Source organism: Agromyces sp. NPDC058484, assembly GCF_042720415.1.
Taxonomy (GTDB): domain Bacteria; phylum Actinomycetota; class Actinomycetes; order Actinomycetales; family Microbacteriaceae; genus Agromyces.
This window is the reverse complement of sequence record NZ_JBHXMP010000008.1, coordinates 104,939-121,918: the sequence shown is the minus strand read 5'-3', so window position 1 is coordinate 121,918 and position 16,980 is coordinate 104,939. Positions and strand designations below refer to the sequence as shown.

The following is a 16,980-nucleotide window of genomic DNA, read 5'->3' as shown; positions in this document are numbered from 1 at the left end:
AATATTTACCGATCTGCAACCTTCGGCGCAACCGATGCGCGCAAAACGGAGCAGCGGGCGACGGATGCCGCTCAATCGCCCCTCAGGGCACGCCGCTCGGTCTCGAGCTCGACGAGGGCGCGCTGCAGGGTGCCGTACGTCGCCGTATCGGCCCGATCGGTGCGCTGCAGTCGACCGAGGAGCTCGGATTTCTGCCGCAGGAGCTCGCGGTCGATGAGGGCGCCCACGATGCCCTTGACGTACGCGGCGAGCTCCGCCTCGCTGCGCTGCGGCACGGGGGCGACGGCGAGCTGATGTACGACGCCGGCGAACGGCGCGGGCACCTCTTCGACGACGCGGTCGATGCGGATCGCCGCGTCGGTCGACGCCAGCACGGACGCGATGCCGTCGCGCACGACGGCGAGCGACCCATTGCCGAACCGGCAGTCGACGGCATGACGGAGCAATTCGGGGCCGATGGCGTCGGGGTACTGGAGCATCGCCTGAAGGGCGTCCCGCTCGAGCCGCGTCGACGGGTCGTTCGGCAGGTCGGCGATGGAGAACGGCCGCGTCGGGGCATGCGCTCCGGTCGCCTCGATCGCACCCCTTCCGCCGTCGGACCCGGGGCCGGCGTGCGTGCCGGACGACGACGGCGTGCCGCGATCGCCCGAGACCTTCGGCCGTGCCGCCGCCGATCGCACCGCTCGCGCGACCTCGCCGAGCTCCATGCCCAGCATCCGCGCGAGCTCGCGCGTGTAGCCCGGGCGCAGTGCCGGGTCGCGGATCTCGGCGACGACCGGTGCCGCGGAGCGCAACGCCGCGACCCGCCCCTCGACCGTCTCGAGGTCGAACCTGGCGAGCGAGGTGCGGATGACGAACTCGAACATCGGTGTGCGCGTCTCGACGAGCGATCGCACGGCGGCGTCTCCGCGCGCGAGCCGCAGGTCGCACGGGTCGAGGCCGTCGGGTGCGACGGCGACGAACGTCTGCGCGGCGAAGCGGTGCTCCTCGCCGAACGCCCGCATTGCGGCCTGCTGGCCGGCGGCATCGCCGTCGAACGTGAACACGACCTCGCCCACGCCGGAGTCGTCGCCGAGCACGCGACGCAGCACCTTGATGTGCTCGACGCCGAACGAGGTGCCGCACGTCGCGATCGCCGTGGTCACGCCGGCGAGGTGGCACGCCATGACGTCGGTGTACCCCTCGACCACCACCACGCGATGGGTCTTCGAGATGTCGCGCTTGGCGACGTCGAGCCCGTAGAGCACCTGGGCCTTGTGGTAGATCGCCGTCTCGGGGGTGTTCAGGTACTTCGGTCCCGTGTCGTCGTCGAGGAGTCGCCGGGCGCCGAACCCGACGGTCTGACCGGTGACGTCGCGGATCGGCCAGACGAGCCGGCCCCTGAACCGGTCGTACACGCCGCGATCGCCCTGCGAGACGAGGCCGGATGCCGCGAGCTCCTCGGTCGTGAACCCACGCCCCTCGAGGTGGTTCGTGAGCGCGTCCCAGCTCTTCGGCGCGAAGCCGACGCCGAATCGTGCCGCCGCGGCCGCATCGAATCCGCGCTCGCCGAGGAAACGCCGGCCGATCTCGGCGTCGGGCGAGCCGAGGCGCCCGACGAAGAACTCGGCCGCGGCCTGGTTCGCCGCGAGGAGTCGCGCCCGGTTGCCGTGGTCGGAGGCCTGCCCGCCGTCTTCGTAGTGGAGCTCGAACCCTATGCGCCCGGCGAGGCGCTCGACCGCCTCGGTGAACGAGACGTGGTCCATGCGCTGGAGAAACGTGTACACGTCGCCCGACTCGCCGCAACCGAAGCAGTGGTAGTAGCCGACGGCGGGACGCACGTTGAAGCTCGGGCTGCGCTCGTCGTGGAAGGGGCAGAGGCCCTTCATCGAGCCGACGCCGGCCGACTTGAGGCTCACGTGTTCACCGACGATGTCGGCGATGTTGGTGCGGGCCTTCACCTCATCGACATCGCTCTGTCGAATGCGGCCCGCCATGGCTCTCATCCTAGTTCTCGGATTCGGTCCCTGAGCCTGCCGAAGGGCCGCTTCGACGAGCTCAGCGAGCGGGCTGTCGAGCTCAGCGAGCGGGCTGTCGAGCTCAGCGAGCGGGCTGTCGAGCTCAGCGAGCGGGCCGTCGTCACCGCTGCACCAGGCGCTCGTGCCACGCCAGGGCGGACTGGTCGGTGAGGCTCGCGACCTGGTCGACGACGACGCGCTTGCGGGTCGCGTCGTCGCCCGCGGCTCTCCAGTCCTCGGCGAAGCCGGGATCGAGATGCCGCTCGCCGGACTCGTGCAGCACCTCGGCGAGCTGGGTGATCACCTCGCGCTGCTGCGCGTAGATCGGCTGCCTCGTGTTCTTCGACATGACGAACGCGGCGACGATGCCCTTCAGCACCGCGATCTCGGCCTGGATCTCGCGCGGCACCACGACGTCGGCGTCGAAGCGGATGAGACTCGCCAGTGGGAACGCCGAGCGCGTCGCATCCGTCGCGGCGTGCGCGAAGCGACCGATGAGCTGGCTCGTGAGGTTCTTCAGTCGTGCCTGTTCGCGGCGGCTGCCGCTCCACGAGTCCATCCATCCGTCGAGCGAGTCGAGGCGGTCGAACGCGGCGATGAGCTCGTCGTGCGTGATCGCGCCGCCGATCCATTCGTACATCGAGGAGACGAGCGCGTCATGGTCGACCCGTGCGCCGAGCGCTGCGACGTCGACGTAGCCTCCCACGATGGCGTCTTCGAAGTCGTGCACCGAGTAGGCGATGTCGTCGGAGAGGTCCATGACCTGCGCCTCGATGCAGAGACGACGCTCGGGGGCGCCGGCCCGCATCCATCGGAAGACGGCGAGGTCGTCGCGGTAGAACCCGAACTTGGCGCGGCCGCTCGGGTCGGCGACCGACGTCGCCTCGGGCCACGGGTACTTGCAGCTCGCGTCGAGGCTCGCGCGGGTGAGGTTGAGTCCGTAGGTGCGGCCGTCGCCGCCCAGCACCTTGGGCTCGAGCCGCGTGAGGATGCGCAGGGTCTGCGCGTTGCCCTCGAAGCCGCCGATGTCGGCAGCCCAGATGTTGAGCGCGCGCTCGCCGTTGTGACCGAACGGCGGGTGCCCGAGATCGTGCGCGAGGCACGCCGTGTCGACCACGTCGGGATCGAGCCCGAGGCTCGCCGCGAGCTCCCGGCCGACCTGCGCGACCTCGAGCGAATGGGTGAGCCGATTGCGGGCGAAGTCGAGCCCCGCCGTGGGACTCAGCACCTGCGTCTTCGCCGCGAGCCGCCGGAGGGCGCTCGAGTGCAGCAGCCGCGCCCGATCGCGGGCGAAGTCGCTGCGCCGTGACGTGTGCTTCTCGGGCAGCCGGCGCTCGGTGTCGGCCTCGCCGTACCCGCCGAAGAGCCGATCGCGCACGTCAGCCGCCGCTCGTGTCGAGTTCGGCGTCGACGAGGGTGGTGCGATCGTGCCCGACGAGCTCCTGCGAGTCGAGCCAGCCCTCGGGCAATGCCGGGTTCTTCGGAGTGCCGGCCCGGCCGCGCGGGCCTTCGGCGCCCTCGCCGGGATACGGCATCGACCAGTCGAGCGTGCCGAGCAGGTCGTCGAGCTGCGCGAGCGACTCCACGGTCGCGAGCCTGGCCCGCAGGTCGCCGCCGACCGGGTACCCCTTGAAGTACCACGCGACATGCTTTCGGATGTCGCGGCATCCGCGCTCCTCGCTGTCGAAGAAGTCGGTGAGGAGCTCCGCGTGACGCCGGAACGTCTGCGCGACCTCGCCGAGGCTCGGCTCGAACGTGCTGGTCCCTGAGCCTGTCGAAGGCTCGCCGCGGAATGCCGCGGCGAGGTCGCCGAAGAGCCACGGCCGGCCGAGGCATCCGCGACCTACGACGACGCCGTCGCAGCCGGTCTCGGCGACCATGCGCAGGGCGTCGTCGGCCGACCAGATGTCGCCGTTGCCGAGCACCGGCACGCTCGTGACGGTTTCTTTCAGCTTCGAGATGGCCGCCCAGTCGGCCTCGCCGGAGTAGAACTCGGCCGCAGTCCGCGCGTGCAGTGCGACGGATGCCACGCCCGCTCCCTCGGCGATGCGCCCGGCCTCGAGGTAGGTGAGGTGATCGGCGTCGATTCCCTTGCGCATCTTCACGGTGAGCGGGATGTCGCCCGCGGCGCGCACGGCGCCCTCGACGATGCCGCGGAACAGCTCGCGCTTCCACGGCAGCGCCGCTCCCCCGCCCTTGCGGGTGACCTTCGGCACGGGGCATCCGAAGTTCAGGTCGATGTGGTCGGCGCGGTCTTCGGCGACGAGCATCGTGACCGCCTCGGCCACCGTCTTCGGGTCGACGCCGTACAACTGGATGGACCGCGGCGTCTCGGACTCGTGGTGCGTGATCAGCCGCATCGACTCGGGCGTGCGCTCGACGAGCGCGCGCGAGGTGATCATCTCGGAGACGTAGAGGCCCGCGCCGAACTCGCGGCACAGCCGCCGGAACGCCGTGTTCGTGATTCCGGCCATCGGGGCCAGCACGACGGGGACATCGAGTTCGATCCCGCCGATCGAGAGCGGGCCCGCGGGGAGCGTGGAAGTGGAGGACATCACCGTCGATTCTCCCAGAGATCCGGCCGCGCTCGCCGCGCCGGGCGCGTGCGCGCCTAGGATTCCTTCGAGGACGAGGTGTGGAGGACGAGATGGCGGGCGACCGGCTCACTGGCGCTGATCGGGTGCGAGCGGATGCCGCGGCGCGCGGCCTGGACATCGAGATCATCGAACGCCCCGCTGCCCGAAGCCTCGAGGAGGCCGCCGAGCTGATGGGCATCACGCCCGGCGACATCGTGAAGTCGCTCGTGGTGAAGCGGAGCGACGACACCTACGTCTTCGCCCTCGTGCCCGGCGGGCGCAAGATCTCGTGGCCGAAGCTCCGGGCGCTGCTCGGCGTGAACAAGCTGCAGCTGCCGGATGCCTCGCTCGCGCTCGCCGCGACGGGCTACGAGCGTGGCACGATCACTCCGCTCGGTTCGACGACGGAGTGGCCCGTGGTCGTCGACGCCACGATCGCCGGGCGTCGTGTCTCGATGGGTGCGGGCGAGCACGGACGCAGCCTCTTCGTCGTCGCCGACCGGCTGATCGAGGCGTTCGACGCGACCGTCGCCGACATCAGCGACCCCGAGTAGGTCCTACTCCGCCGCCTCCGGCACGGCGCACACGTCGCCGTCGCAGACCGGCGCGGTCACGTCGCCCGGGAGCATCGTGAAGGGCGCGGGCGCGGCGGCATCCGTCATCTCGTCGGCCTCGCTCACGCTGCCGCCCCGTCCCGTTCGCCGGCGACCTGGGTGAGTACCTGGGCGAACACCTCGGCGGGCTGCGCGCCCGACACGCCGTACTTGCCGTCGAACACGAAGAACGGCACGCCGTTGATGCCGTAGGCGCCGGCCTGGGCGATGTCGGCCTGCACCGCCTCGGCGTAGCGGCCCGACTCGAGCGCCTCGCGCGCGGCATCCGCTTCGATCCCGATCTCGGCGGCGAGCTCCACGAGCTGATCGATGCGACCCACGTGCCGGCCCTCGGTGAAGTACGCGCGGAAGAGGCGCTCGGAGAGCTCGAGCTGGCGTCCCTGCTCCTTCGCGAAGTGCAGCAGCTCGTGCGCCTTCAGCGTCTTCGTGTGCTGGAGCGCGTCGAAGTCGTAGTCGAGTCCGGCGTTCGAGGCCACGCCGGTCACGTGCTGCAGCATCTGCTGCACGCGCTCCGCCGGCATGCGCTTGTGCCCGGCGAGGAAGTCGACCTCCGACCCCTCGAAGTCGACCGGCGTGTCGGGCGCCAGCTCGAACGAGTGGTACTCGATCTCGACCTCCGGCGCATCGTCGCCGAGTGCGGCGAGGCCGCCCTCGAGGTGCCGCTTGCCGATGTAGCACCAGGGGCAGGCGATGTCGGACCAGATGTCGATCTTGATGGGTTCGCTCACGATGTATGCAAACGGATGCTTCAGCCTCGGTATTCCCGGGCGGGTACTCCCCGGTCGGTCGATCCATACCAGCACCAGCTCGCGAATCCCGGTTTCCTGCGGGTGAACCCGCAAAAGTCCGGGATTCGAAGGGTGGCGAACGACCGGCGGGCCCCTGAACACGGTTGGGCGCGCTAGGACGCTGTCGGCGTGTCGATCGCGCCACCGAAGCGGCGGTTGCGGCCCGCGTAGAGCTCGATCGCCTGCCAGAGGTCGGTGCGCGAGAAGTCGGGCCAGAGCGTGTCGAGGAACACCATCTCGGCATATGCCGACTGCCAGAGCAGGAAGTTCGAGGTGCGCTGCTCCCCCGAGCTGCGCACGAAGAGGTCGACGTCTGGCAGCTCCGACACGTAGAGCCGCTTCGCGATGAGCTTCTCCGACACCGCCGACGGCCTGAGGCGACCGGATGCCACATCGTCGGCGATCGTGCGCACGGCGTCGACGATCTCGTTGCGGCCGCCGTAGTTCACGCACATCGTGAGCGTGAGCACGTCGTTACCCGCGGTCAGCCGCTCGGCGTACTGGAGTTCCTCGATGACGGACTTCCAGAGGCGCGGCGTTCGTCCCGCCCACCGGATGCGCACGCCCCACTCGTTGAGCTGGTCGCGGCGGCGGTGCAGCACGTCGCGGTTGTAGCCCATGAGGAAGCGCACCTCGTCGGGCGACCGCTTCCAGTTCTCGGTCGAGAACGCGTAGACCGAGAGATGTTTCACGCCCGCCTGGATCGCGCCCGCGACCACGTCGAGCAGCGCCGCCTCCCCCGCCTTGTGGCCCTCGATGCGCGTGAGCCCGCGGCGGTTCGCCCACCGGCCGTTGCCGTCCATCACGATCGCGACGTGGTTCGGCACGGCGCCCTTCGGCAGCTCGGGCGGGTACAGTCCGGTCCAGTCGATCGGCCGGTAGGGCACGGCGTCGCGATGCGTGTAGGGCTTCGGGGTCACGGAGTCGCCGTTTCTCTCGAGACGTGGAGCAGCGATCGCAGGCCGCGTTCGAGATGCCACTGCGCGTAGGCAGCGATGATGCCGCTCGCCTGGTTGCGATCGACCTGAGCGGATGCCTCTGCGAACGCCCAGTCGCCCGCGAGCAGCGCGCCGAGCAGCGCCACCGTCGACGGCGCGATGCGCGGCGTGCCGGGCGGGGCGTCGTCGTCGCAGACCACGCCGCCGAGCTGCACGACCACCGCGGTGTGCTCGCCGGCCTTGCCGCAGCGCGCGCAGTCCTGGAAGCTCGGCGCCCACCCGGCCAGCGCGAGCGAGCGCAACAGGTAGGAGTCGAGCGTGAGGCTCGCGCCGTGCTCGGCTCGCGCGAGGGAACGGAGCGCGCCGACGAGCAGCAGGTACTGCTGGAGGGAGCCTTCGGCCTCGGTGAGCTTGTCGGCCGCCTCGACCATCGCGTTCGCAGCCGTGTACGACGCGTAGTCCTGCGTGATCTCGGCGCCGTACGAGCCGAGCGACTCGGCCTGGGTCACGACGTCAAGGCTTCGGCCCTCGTAGAGCTGCAGGTCGGCGACCATGAACGGCTCGAGCCTGGCGCCGAACTTCGAGCCGGTTCGCCGCACCCCCTTCGCGACCGCGCGCACCTTTCCGTGCCGCCTCGTGAGGAGCGTGACGATGCGGTCGGCCTCGCCCAGCTTGTGGGTGCGCAGCACGACGGCTTCATCTCGGTAGACGGGCACCCTTCATCATCCCACCTCGCTCGGCCGCGTCGACCGGGACTGGCGGATGTCGCGGCCCGCGCCCCGACGACGAGGTGGTTCACTGGTGCCGTGGCATCCGCGCTCTTCGTCATCCCCCTCTGGCTCGACCTCACCGCCGTCGCCATCGGCGCCATCCAGGGCGCCATGTTCGCGGCCCGCCTCACCGAGCGGCGCATCGACCTGCTCGGGGTCGCGCTCATCGGCGTCATCGTCGGGCTCGGCGGCGGTCTCATGCGAGACCTGCTGTTGAACCAGCTCCCGGCGGCCATCTCCGACAACTGGTACCTGCCCGTCGCGACCGCGGCGGCCCTGCTCGGGATGCTGCTGCTGCGCGTCTTCGCCCGGCTCAACGGCCTCATCATCGCGCTCGACGCGGTGACGATCGGGCTGTTCGGAGCGATCGGCACGTCGAAGGCGCTCGCCTTCGGGGTGCCCGTCGTGCCCGCGGTGTTCGTCGGAGTGCTCTCGGCGGTGGGCGGCTCGATGATCCGCGACGTGGCGCTGAACCTGCCGATCGCGCTGATGCACGTGGGGTCGCTCTACGCCGTCGCGGCCACCGCCGGCACGGTGCTGCTCGTCGTGCTGGTCGCGTTCGACGTGAACATCGTCGTCGCCGGCACGGTGTGCGTGATCGTCACGACGCTCATCCGCCTGGGCTCGGTGCGGTTCGGCTGGAGCCTGCCCGAACAGCGGGCGCTCGGCAGCTGGAAGGTGTGGCGGCGCGCCTGATCGCACCATCCACCCTCACCGAGTTGCCCAACTGTGTGCAGAATCGGGCAACTCGATGAGGGTGAGGTCGCCGGGACGGATGCCGCTCGCACACGCGCGGCGTGCGGCACCCGACGCCGTCAGACGGTGACGGTCGCGGTCGCGAGCTCGGGCTCCGCGGCTGCCGTGACGCGCAGGGCGCGGTTCACGGCGGACACCACGGCCTTCAGCGACGCGGTGGAGATATCGGCGTCGATGCCCACGCCCCACAGCACCCGGCCGCCGACCTCGAGCTCCACGTACGCCGCCGCCTGCGAGTCGCCGCTCGCCGCCAGCGTGTGCTCCACGTAGTCGCGCAGCTTCACATCGACGCCCTCGGCGCCGAGCACCGCCAGGAACGCGGAGATCGGTCCGTTGCCGCTCGCATCGGCCTCGACGCGCTCGTCGCCGTCGCGCAGGCCGACGCGCACGCGCACCTCGCCCGTGAGCTCGCTCGCGGTGCGCAGCGACAGCAGCTCGAACCGTCCCCACTTCTCGTCGGGCCGGTCGGCGGGCGCCGGCAGGTACTCGTCGGTGAAGACACGCCAGATCTCGTCGCTCGTGACCTCCCCGCCCTCGGCGTCGGTCTTGGCCTGCACGACGCCCGAGAACTCGATCTGCAGCTTGCGCGGCAGGTCGAGCGCGTGGTCGGTCTTCAGCAGGTAGGCGACCCCACCCTTGCCCGACTGCGAATTGACCCTGATGACGGCCTCGTAGCTGCGGCCCAGATCCTTGGGGTCGACCGGCAGGTACGGCACGGCCCAGTGCAGCTGGTCGACCGGGATGCCACGGCGCCCGGCCTCGGCATCCATGGCCTCGAAGCCCTTCTTGATGGCGTCCTGGTGCGAGCCGCTGAAGGCGGTGTAGACCAGGTCGCCGGCCCACGGACTGCGCTCGCCGACCCGCAGCTGATTGCAGTACTCCGCAGTGCGCTTGACCTCGTCGACGTCGGAGAAGTCGATCTGCGGGTCGATGCCCTGCGTGAACAGGTTGATGCCGAGCGCCACCAGGTCGACGTTGCCGGTGCGCTCGCCGTTGCCGAAGAGGCAACCCTCGATGCGGTCGGCACCGGCCATGTAGCCGAGCTCGGCCGCCGCGATCGCCGTGCCGCGATCGTTGTGCGGGTGCAGCGACAGGATGACGTTCTCGCGGTGCAGCAGGTGCCGGCTCATCCACTCGATCGAGTCGGCGTAGACGTTCGGCGTGGCCATCTCCACCGTCGCAGGCAGGTTGACGATGACCTTGCGCTCGGGCGTGGGCTCGAAGACCTCGATCACCTGGTTGCAGACGTCGACCGCGAACTCGAGCTCGGTGCCGGTGTAGCTCTCGGGCGAGTACTCGTAGTAGACGGTGGTGCCGGGAACGGTCGCCTCCATCTCGCGGCACTTTCGCGCGCCGTGCAGGGCGATGTCGATGATGCCCTGCTTGTCGGTGCGGAACACGACCTCGCGCTGCAGCACGCTCGTGGAGTTGTAGAGGTGCACGATCGCCTGCTTGGCGCCTGCGATCGACTCGTAGGTGCGCTCGATGAGATGGTCGCGCGCCTGCGTGAGCACCTGGATGGTGACGTCGTCGGGGATCGCGCCCCCGTCGATGAGGCTGCGCACGAAGTCGAAGTCGGTCTGGCTGGCGCTCGGGAATCCGACCTCGATCTCCTTGTAGCCCATGCGCACGAGCAGGTCGAACATGATGCGCTTGCGCTCGGGGCTCATCGGGTCGATGAGGGCCTGGTTGCCGTCGCGCAGGTCGACGGCGCACCAGCGCGGCGCCTTCTCGATGCGCATCGACGGCCACGTGCGGTCTGGCAGGTCGACGCGGATCTGCTCGTGGAACGGACGGTACCGATGCACGGGCATCGGAGACGGCTTCTGCTGGTTCTGCATTGGGTGCTCTTCTCGCTTCTCGAGGGTTTCAGCCGACGACGAACTCCGCAGCGAGGGAGGCCTGTGAACTAGGACTCGCTGCGGCAGGTAAGGAGAAGCAGGCCGCGAAGCACCTGATAAGGCTAGCATCGCCCGCGCGAAAGGGGCGCATCCAATACGAGAACGAGCGGATGCCGCGTGGCTGCGGCATCCGCTCGTCGTCGGGTGTCGGCGTGGCTACTCCACCGCGAGGGCGACGACCGGCGACACGCGCGCGGCGCGACGCATCGGTGCGACGGATGCGACGAGCGTGAGCAGTGCCGCAGCCGCGACCACGATCGCGATGATCGGCCACGGAATCGACGGCGCCACGATCGACGGCGAAGCGCCGACGGATCCGAGCATGGACTGCGCCCCGGCCCACCCGTAGACGATGCCGAGCGCGAGCCCGGTGGCGGTCGCGGCGACGGTGAGCGCCGCGGCCTCGACGAGCACCATCGTGCGGATCTGCCGGCGGTCGAAGCCGAGCGCGCGCAGCAGGCCGAGCTCGCGGGTGCGCTGCATGACGCTGATCGACAGCGTGTTCACGAGCCCCACGGCGGCGATCACGGCGCTGAAGCCGATGAGCGCCGAGAACACCGCGACCGTCCCGTCGATCATCGGCCCGACCTCGCGCGCGAGCTCGGGCTGATCGGCGAAGGCGGCTGCGAGCATCGTGCGATACGACTCCATGGTCACGGCGAACGTCGTGACGAGCGTCACCCCGATCACGATGCCGATCGTCATTCGTGCCGACCGCTCAGGGTGGCGCACGGCGTTCTCGGCGGCGAGCCGCTCGGCGGGACGAGCGCCGAACACCCCGCCGACGGCACGCAACACGGGCGGCATCACGCGGTGCGCCGCGAGCACGATGCCGGTGAACGACAGGATGCCGCCGACCAGGCCGATGAGCACGCCCTCGGGCCGCACCAGCCCGACGAGCACGCCGAGCACGAGCAGCAGCGTTCCGAGAATGACGAACACCCATCCCGCGACGGCGCGTCCGACGCGCGAGGAGACTTCGTCGAGGTCGGCCTCGGCCGAGTTGCCGAGCGCCTGCACGGGACGCACGGCGAGCACCCGGCGCGACCCCGTCCACGCCGCGAGCCAGGTCGTGACGACGACCGCGCCCATCGGCAGCAGCACGACCGGGTCGAGCAGGGAGCGCTCGACGGGCGGGATGACGCCCTGCGCGACACCGATCTCACCGAGCACCCATGCCGCACCCGAGCCGAGCACACCGCCGAGCACCGCGCCGATCGCGCCGATCGCGAGGCCCTCGCGCGCGATCGCCCCCCGCTGGGCGCGCGCGCTCGACCCGATGAGGCGCAGCAACGCGATGTGCCGGGTGCGCCCGGCGACGATCGTCGCGACGGTGTTGGCCGTGACCACGGCGCTCACGTACACGGCGATCGTGATGAAGACACTCGCGACGATGCCGAGCATGAGACGCACGGTGCCGCTCGATCCGGTGACGTCGTTCTCGGTGAACACGGCCGCGAGGATTCCGGTCACCTGCAGGAGCGCGACGCCGAACGCCGCGGCGAGGGTCGCGACCAGCAGCGTCGGCGCCTGGTCGCGCATCCGGCCGTTCACGCCGCCGCCTCCATGCCGAGCATGAACGATGAGATCTCCTCGGGGCTGGAACGGCCGGCGTCGCGCACGATGCGCCCGTCGGCGAGGAACAGGATGCGGTCGGCATGACTCGCGGCGATCGGGTCGTGTGTGACCATGGCGATCGACTGGCCGGCGTTCGCACTCGCGTTTGCGAGGAGGCCGAGCACCTCCCTCCCCGTGCGGGAGTCGAGGTTGCCGGTCGGTTCGTCGGCGAAGACGAGGTCGGGGCGTGTCGCGAGCGCCCGTGCGATGGCCACGCGCTGCTGCTGCCCGCCCGAGAGTTCGTGCGGGCGGTGGCGCAGTCGCGCGCCGAGGCCGAGGGTCTCGACGAGTTCGTCGATCCACGCCTGCTCGTCGCGACTCGGGCGACGCCCGTCGAGCTCGAACGGCAGCAGCACGTTTCCCATCACGTCGAGGGTCGGCACGAGGTTGAACGACTGGAACACGAACCCGATCCGGCGTCGCCGCAGCACGGTGAGGGCGGAGTCGGAGAGATCGGTGATGTCGGTGTCGCCGAGCCAGACACGACCCGCCGTCGGCGAGTCGAGGCCCGCCATGATGTGCATGAGGGTGGACTTGCCCGAGCCGGACGGGCCCATGATGGCGGTGAACTCGCCGCGGCGAAGGCCGAGCGAGACGTCGTCGAGCGCCGTGACGGCGCTGGAGCCGTGCCCGTAGCGCTTGCCGAGGGCCGTGACGCGGGCGATGAGACCGAGGTCGGAGGGTTGGATCTGCATGCCTTCGACGCTACGGATGCCTCGGGGCCCGGGCATCCGGCGAACGGATGGTCCGCCGTCATCCTCTGGGATGACGCGGCATCGCGCTACTCGGCCAGCGGCAGGTCGTGCTCGTAGGCGAAGACGACGAGCTGAACGCGGTCTCGAAGGCGGAGCTTCGAGAGGATCCGGCTCACGTGGGTCTTGACCGTGGCTTCGGAGAGGTATTCGGATGCCGCGATCTCGGAGTTCGAGAGGCCGCGCGCCGCGAGCCCGAAGATCTCGCGCTCGCGCGGGGTGAGCTCCGACCACGCTGGGGGCGCCGGTCGACGCCCACTCGCCCGGCCCACATGGGCGAACAGCTCCCGCGTCGCCGTCGCGGCGATCACCTGGTTCCCCTGGTGCACCGTGCGGATCGCGGCGAGCAGGAACTCGGGGTCGGCGTCCTTCAGCACGAACCCGCTCGCGCCCGCGCGGATCGCACGCGCGGCGTTCTCGTCGAGGTCGAACGTCGTGAGCACCAGGATCCGCGGCGGCGTGCGGCCCACGGCGTCGGCCTCGGCGAGGATGTGCTCGGTCGCGACGATGCCGTCGGCCCGCGGCATCCGCACGTCCATGAGCATGACGTCGGGACGCCGCCGTGCGAGCTCCACCGCGGCGACGCCGTCGCCGGCCTCGCCCGCCACGGCAAGGTCGGGCTGCGACTCGACGAGCATGCGCACACCGGCGCGGAACAGGGCCTGGTCGTCGACGAGGGCAACGCGGATGACGCTCATATCGTCCTTGCCGGCTCGGCGGGGATGTGTGCGCGCAGACGGAACATCCCGTCGTCGCCGGTCTCGGCGGTGAGGCGTCCACCCGCGAGCTGGGCGCGCTCGCGCATGCCCGGGATGCCGTGGCGGATGCCGTGGGACTCGCCGGTCGCGGCATCCGCTCGCATGGCATTGATCATCTGGAGGTCGACGCCGTCGGCGTCCCAGCCCAGGCGCAGATCGACCGGGCACGACGTGTCGCCGTGTCGGAGCGCGTTCGTCAGGCCCTCCTGGGCGATGCGGTACACGGCGATCTGGTGCCCGGTGCCGAGCTGCAGGCGCTCGCCGGTCTCGGCGAACCGGACGTCGAGACCCGCGTCGCGCACCTGGTCGATGAGCCCGCCGAGATCGTCGAGCGCCGGCTGGGGCGAGTCGCCCTCGTGGTGCCGGAGCTCGGCGAGTAGCAGACGCACATCGCCGAGCGCGCCGCGGGCGACGCCCGAGATCGTCTCGAGCGCGCTGACCGCCGACTCGGGCCGGGTGCGTGCGGCGAACCTGGCTCCGTCGGCCTGCGCGATGACCACGGCGAGGGAGTGTGCGACGACGTCGTGCATGTCGCGGGCGATGCGGTTGCGCTCCTGTTCGACGGCGTAGCGGTATTCGACGAGGGCGCGCTCGCGGTTCGCGACCTCCTCACGACGGCGCACCTCACGGGTGTCGCGCACCGACCGCATGAGCAGGCCCGCGGTCCACGCGAGCACCAGCACGGCGATGGATGCGACGAACAGGAAGCCGGCGATGAGCAGCGTGCTCCAGACATCGTCGCCGAAGGGCGTCGCCCCGTCGAAGAGCGGCTTCACGAGCGCGAGATACCCGGTGGCGAGGATCGCACCGGCGCCGGCCGACGCGAGCCCGAGCCACTTGACGATGCGACCGCCGTGCGCGGCGGCCGAGTAGAGCACGCCGAGCACGGCCGCGTCGTACAGCTGGAGGTCGCGAAGCATCGACATCTGCAGGATCGCGGCGCCCCAGGCGATGCCGAGCGACCATGCCGGCATGAGCCTCCGCACCGCGAGGGCGCCGGCGAACACCACGAGCACGACGAGGTCGGGCGCGCCGCCGAGCCAGGCGAACGGGAGGCAGAAGACCGCGAACAGGCCGGCGAGCACGACGTCGGTCGTCATCCTGCCGCGGCCCGGGGTCGTCGTGATCACCGATCCACGGTACCCGGTGCCGGCTGCCGACGAGCGCCCGGGCGGGCGGAATCATCCTCGAGTCGTACGCGCGCCGCCGACGGATGCCGACGGATGCCGCCGCAGACGAACAACGCCGTCGTCGTGATCTCGAACCTCACGCCGGTCGCCGATGCGTGAGCCGCGAGGAGCCGGTTCGATCAGAACCCGAGCCGACCGAGCTGCTTCGGGTCGCGCTGCCAGTCCTTCGCGACCTTCACGTGCAGGGCGAGGTGCACCTTGCGGCCGAGCAGCGCCTCGATCTGGGCGCGCGCGGTCGAGCCCACGTCGCGCAACCGGGTGCCGCCCTTGCCGATGATGATGCCCTTCTGGCTGTCGCGCTCGACGAAGAGGTTGGCGTAGATCTCGAGCAGATCCTTGTCGTCGCGCTCGATCAGGTCGTCGACGGTGACCGCGATCGAGTGCGGCAGCTCGTCGGAGACGCCCTCGAGCGCCGCCTCTCGGATGAGCTCGGCGATGCGCTCGGTCACGTCTTCGTCGGTCGAGGTCTCGGCCGGATAGAGCGGATGCTCCGAGGCGGGCATGAGTGCGAGCAGCTCGTCGACGAGCACGTCGAGCTGCTCGCCGCGCGGCGCCGACACCGGGATGATCGCCGCCCACTCGCGCAGCTCGGAGACGGCGAGCAGCTGCTCGGCGATGCGCGTCTTGCCCGCGGCATCCGTCTTCGTCACGATCGCGACCTTCTTCGCCCGCGGATACTGGTCGAGCTGCTCGTTGATGAACCGGTCGCCCGGGCCGATCGCCTCGTTCGCGGGCACGCAGAACGCGATCACGTCGACGTCGCCGAGGGTGGACTGCACGAGCGTGTTGAGCCGTTCGCCGAGCAGGGTGCGCGGGCGGTGCAGTCCCGGTGTGTCGACGAGGATCAGCTGTCCGTGCTCGCGGTGCACGATGCCCCGGATGGCGCGACGCGTCGTCTGCGGCTTCGAGCTCGTGATCGCCACCTTCTCGCCGACGAGGGCATTCGTGAGGGTCGACTTGCCGACGTTCGGGCGCCCGACGATCGAGACGAACCCGGCACGGTACTCAGCCACGGTGGTTCCTTCCTTCGGTCTCGCCCGTGTCGAACGCCGACTGGACGTCGATGAGCGCCTGGTCGCGCTCGACGAGGATCGTCGAGATGCGCTTGCGCCGGCCTTCGGTGCGTTCGGCCTCGAGGATCAGCCCGGAGACGGTCACCTGCTCGCCGGGGAGCGGGAGATGGCCGAGCTCCTTCGCGAGCAGTCCGCCGGCGGAGTCGACGTCTTCGTCTTCGAGGTCGAGGCCGAACAGCTCGCCGAGCTCGTCGACGGGCAGGCGCGCGTTCACGCGGAACCGGCCGTCGCCCAGGTCTTCGACGTGTGCCGCCTCACGGTCGTACTCGTCGGAGATATCGCCGACGAGCTCCTCGATGAGGTCCTCGAGCGTCACGAGTCCTGCGACGCCGCCGTACTCGTCGACGACCATCGCGAGGTGGTTCGACTCGAGCTGCATCTGGCGCAGCAGCGCGTCGGCCTTCATCGACTCGGGAACGAACACCGCCGGTCGCACGAGCTCGCCGACGGTGAGGCGCTCGGCGCCGAGGGGCTGCTCGAAGCTGAGGCGCGCGAGGTCGCGGAGGTAGAGGATGCCGGTGACGTCGTCGGCGTCGTGCTCGATCACGGGGATGCGCGAGTACCCCGCCTTCAGGAACAGCGCCATCGCCTGCGGCAGGTGCGCCGTCGCGTCGATCGTGATCATGTCGGTGCGGGGCACCATCACCTCCCGCACCACCGTGTCGCTGAACTCGAAGATCGAGTGGATCAGCTCGCGGTCGCCCTCCTCGAGCACGTCGAGCTCGGTGGCCTCGTCGACCATGCTGAGCAGCTGCTCCTCGCTCGCCACGCCGGCGAACCTGATGCGGCCCGGGGTCACCCGGTTGCCGAGCGCGACGAGCGCATTCGCGAGGGGCCCGAGGAGCACCCGCAGGAAGTGCACGAGGGGCGCCGCCAGCCGCAGCACCGTCTCGGCGTTGGCATGGCCGACGCTCCGAGGGCTCGCGCCCACGAGCACGAACGAGACGGCGGTCATGATGAGCGCCGCGTAGAGCAGCACGAGCCAGACGTTGTCGAGGAAGCTCGCGAAGGCGAGGGTCACGAGCACCGCCGCCGTGGTCTCCGCGATGATGCGCATGAAGTTGACGGCGTTCACGTGCGCGCCGGTGTCGTCGGCGATCGCGAGGAGCGAGCGGCGCGCACGCGAGCCGAGCGCGAGCTCGGTGACATCCGCTCGGCTCGTCACGCCGATCGCCGCGTCGACGGCGGCCATGAGGCCGCCGAACGCGACGAGCACGAATGCCGCTCCGATGAAGAGCCAGGGCTGCATG

Annotated in this window: 16 protein-coding genes; 2 read left to right on the top strand and 14 right to left on the bottom strand. The window is 70.4% G+C overall.

What is annotated here, in order from left to right; all coding sequences use genetic code 11:
• Positions 1-71 precede the first annotated feature (71 nt).
• From dnaG to dusB, 3 genes are all read right to left on the bottom strand, one after another.
• Entirely contained in the window at positions 72-1,976 is a 1,905-nt protein-coding gene (dnaG, locus tag ACFWN7_RS08720; protein ID WP_376938412.1) for a DNA primase, read from the bottom strand.
• A 142-nt stretch (positions 1,977-2,118) separates the two neighbouring features.
• Positions 2,119-3,375 (bottom strand): deoxyguanosinetriphosphate triphosphohydrolase, encoded by a 1,257-nt coding sequence (locus tag ACFWN7_RS08715; protein ID WP_376938411.1) that lies wholly within the window; start codon positions 3,373-3,375, stop codon positions 2,119-2,121.
• 1 nt (position 3,376) lies between these two features.
• On the bottom strand, positions 3,377-4,552 hold the full coding sequence (gene dusB / locus ACFWN7_RS08710) for a tRNA dihydrouridine synthase DusB (RefSeq protein WP_376938410.1): 1,176 nt from the start codon (positions 4,550-4,552) through the stop codon (positions 3,377-3,379).
• Between the two features lie 92 nt (positions 4,553-4,644).
• Here dusB and ACFWN7_RS08705 point away from each other — a divergent pair, with 92 nt between their 5' ends.
• Positions 4,645-5,127 carry an aminoacyl-tRNA deacylase gene (locus ACFWN7_RS08705; protein ID WP_376938451.1) on the top strand — a complete coding sequence of 161 codons (483 nt, stop codon included), beginning with the start codon at positions 4,645-4,647 and terminating at the stop codon, positions 5,125-5,127.
• Positions 5,128-5,130: 3 nt separating this feature from the next.
• Here the strand turns inward: ACFWN7_RS08705 and ACFWN7_RS08700 are convergent, their stop codons facing one another.
• The 4 genes from ACFWN7_RS08700 to recO form a co-directional block, all read right to left on the bottom strand.
• Positions 5,131-5,253, bottom strand: coding sequence for a hypothetical protein (locus ACFWN7_RS08700; RefSeq protein WP_376938409.1), 123 nt, complete (start codon positions 5,251-5,253; stop codon positions 5,131-5,133).
• A complete protein-coding gene (locus ACFWN7_RS08695) occupies positions 5,250-5,915 on the bottom strand; it encodes a DsbA family protein (RefSeq protein WP_376938408.1) in 666 nt (221 codons plus the stop codon). Before ACFWN7_RS08695 ends, ACFWN7_RS08700 begins: the two co-directional genes overlap by 4 nt.
• Before the next feature lie 173 nt (positions 5,916-6,088).
• Complete coding sequence (locus tag ACFWN7_RS08690) at positions 6,089-6,895, bottom strand: isoprenyl transferase (protein WP_376938407.1); 807 nt, start codon at positions 6,893-6,895, stop codon at positions 6,089-6,091.
• A complete protein-coding gene (gene recO, locus ACFWN7_RS08685; RefSeq protein WP_376938406.1) occupies positions 6,892-7,629 on the bottom strand; it encodes a DNA repair protein RecO in 738 nt (245 codons plus the stop codon). The genes ACFWN7_RS08690 and recO overlap by 4 nt, the downstream gene beginning before the upstream one ends.
• Before the next feature lie 90 nt (positions 7,630-7,719).
• Between recO and ACFWN7_RS08680 the strand changes: the two genes are divergently transcribed.
• Entirely contained in the window at positions 7,720-8,379 is a 660-nt protein-coding gene (locus ACFWN7_RS08680; RefSeq protein WP_376938405.1) for a trimeric intracellular cation channel family protein, read from the top strand.
• Between the two features lie 119 nt (positions 8,380-8,498).
• On the opposite strand, the gene leuA is transcribed toward ACFWN7_RS08680, so the two are convergent.
• The 7 genes from leuA to ACFWN7_RS08645 all read right to left on the bottom strand — a co-directional run bounded on the left by leuA (position 8,499) and on the right by ACFWN7_RS08645 (position 16,979).
• On the bottom strand, positions 8,499-10,280 hold the full coding sequence (gene leuA, locus ACFWN7_RS08675; RefSeq protein WP_376938404.1) for a 2-isopropylmalate synthase: 1,782 nt from the start codon (positions 10,278-10,280) through the stop codon (positions 8,499-8,501).
• A gap of 216 nt (positions 10,281-10,496) precedes the next feature.
• Positions 10,497-11,894, bottom strand: coding sequence for an FtsX-like permease family protein (locus tag ACFWN7_RS08670; protein ID WP_376938403.1), 1,398 nt, complete (start codon positions 11,892-11,894; stop codon positions 10,497-10,499).
• Positions 11,891-12,652: an ABC transporter ATP-binding protein gene (locus tag ACFWN7_RS08665; RefSeq protein WP_376938402.1), complete on the bottom strand. Its 762-nt coding sequence runs from the start codon at positions 12,650-12,652 to the stop codon at positions 11,891-11,893. The genes ACFWN7_RS08670 and ACFWN7_RS08665 overlap by 4 nt, the downstream gene beginning before the upstream one ends.
• Before the next feature lie 86 nt (positions 12,653-12,738).
• Positions 12,739-13,407, bottom strand: coding sequence for a response regulator (locus tag ACFWN7_RS08660; protein WP_376938401.1), 669 nt, complete (start codon positions 13,405-13,407; stop codon positions 12,739-12,741).
• Positions 13,404-14,597 (bottom strand): sensor histidine kinase, encoded by a 1,194-nt coding sequence (locus ACFWN7_RS08655; protein WP_376938400.1) that lies wholly within the window; start codon positions 14,595-14,597, stop codon positions 13,404-13,406. Before ACFWN7_RS08655 ends, ACFWN7_RS08660 begins: the two co-directional genes overlap by 4 nt.
• Positions 14,598-14,776: 179 nt before the next feature.
• On the bottom strand, positions 14,777-15,670 hold the full coding sequence (gene era / locus ACFWN7_RS08650) for a GTPase Era (RefSeq protein ID WP_376938399.1): 894 nt from the start codon (positions 15,668-15,670) through the stop codon (positions 14,777-14,779).
• The gene (locus tag ACFWN7_RS08645; RefSeq protein WP_376938398.1) at positions 15,663-16,979 is read right to left on the bottom strand and encodes a hemolysin family protein; all 1,317 of its coding nucleotides are present in this window, start codon (positions 16,977-16,979) and stop codon (positions 15,663-15,665) included. The genes era and ACFWN7_RS08645 overlap by 8 nt, the downstream gene beginning before the upstream one ends.
• Position 16,980: the final 1 nt, after the last annotated feature.

Coding starts and splice junctions, on each gene's coding strand:
- dnaG (WP_376938412.1), bottom strand. CDS start 1,976: ATGGCGGGCCGCATTCGACAGAGCGATGTCGATGAGGTGAAGGCCCGC.
- dusB (WP_376938410.1), bottom strand. CDS start 4,552: ATGTCCTCCACTTCCACGCTCCCCGCGGGCCCGCTCTCGATCGGCGGG.
- ACFWN7_RS08705 (WP_376938451.1), top strand. CDS start 4,645: ATGGCGGGCGACCGGCTCACTGGCGCTGATCGGGTGCGAGCGGATGCC.
- leuA (WP_376938404.1), bottom strand. CDS start 10,280: ATGCAGAACCAGCAGAAGCCGTCTCCGATGCCCGTGCATCGGTACCGT.
- ACFWN7_RS08665 (WP_376938402.1), bottom strand. CDS start 12,652: ATGCAGATCCAACCCTCCGACCTCGGTCTCATCGCCCGCGTCACGGCC.
- ACFWN7_RS08660 (WP_376938401.1), bottom strand. CDS start 13,407: ATGAGCGTCATCCGCGTTGCCCTCGTCGACGACCAGGCCCTGTTCCGC.
- ACFWN7_RS08645 (WP_376938398.1), bottom strand. CDS start 16,979: ATGCAGCCCTGGCTCTTCATCGGAGCGGCATTCGTGCTCGTCGCGTTC.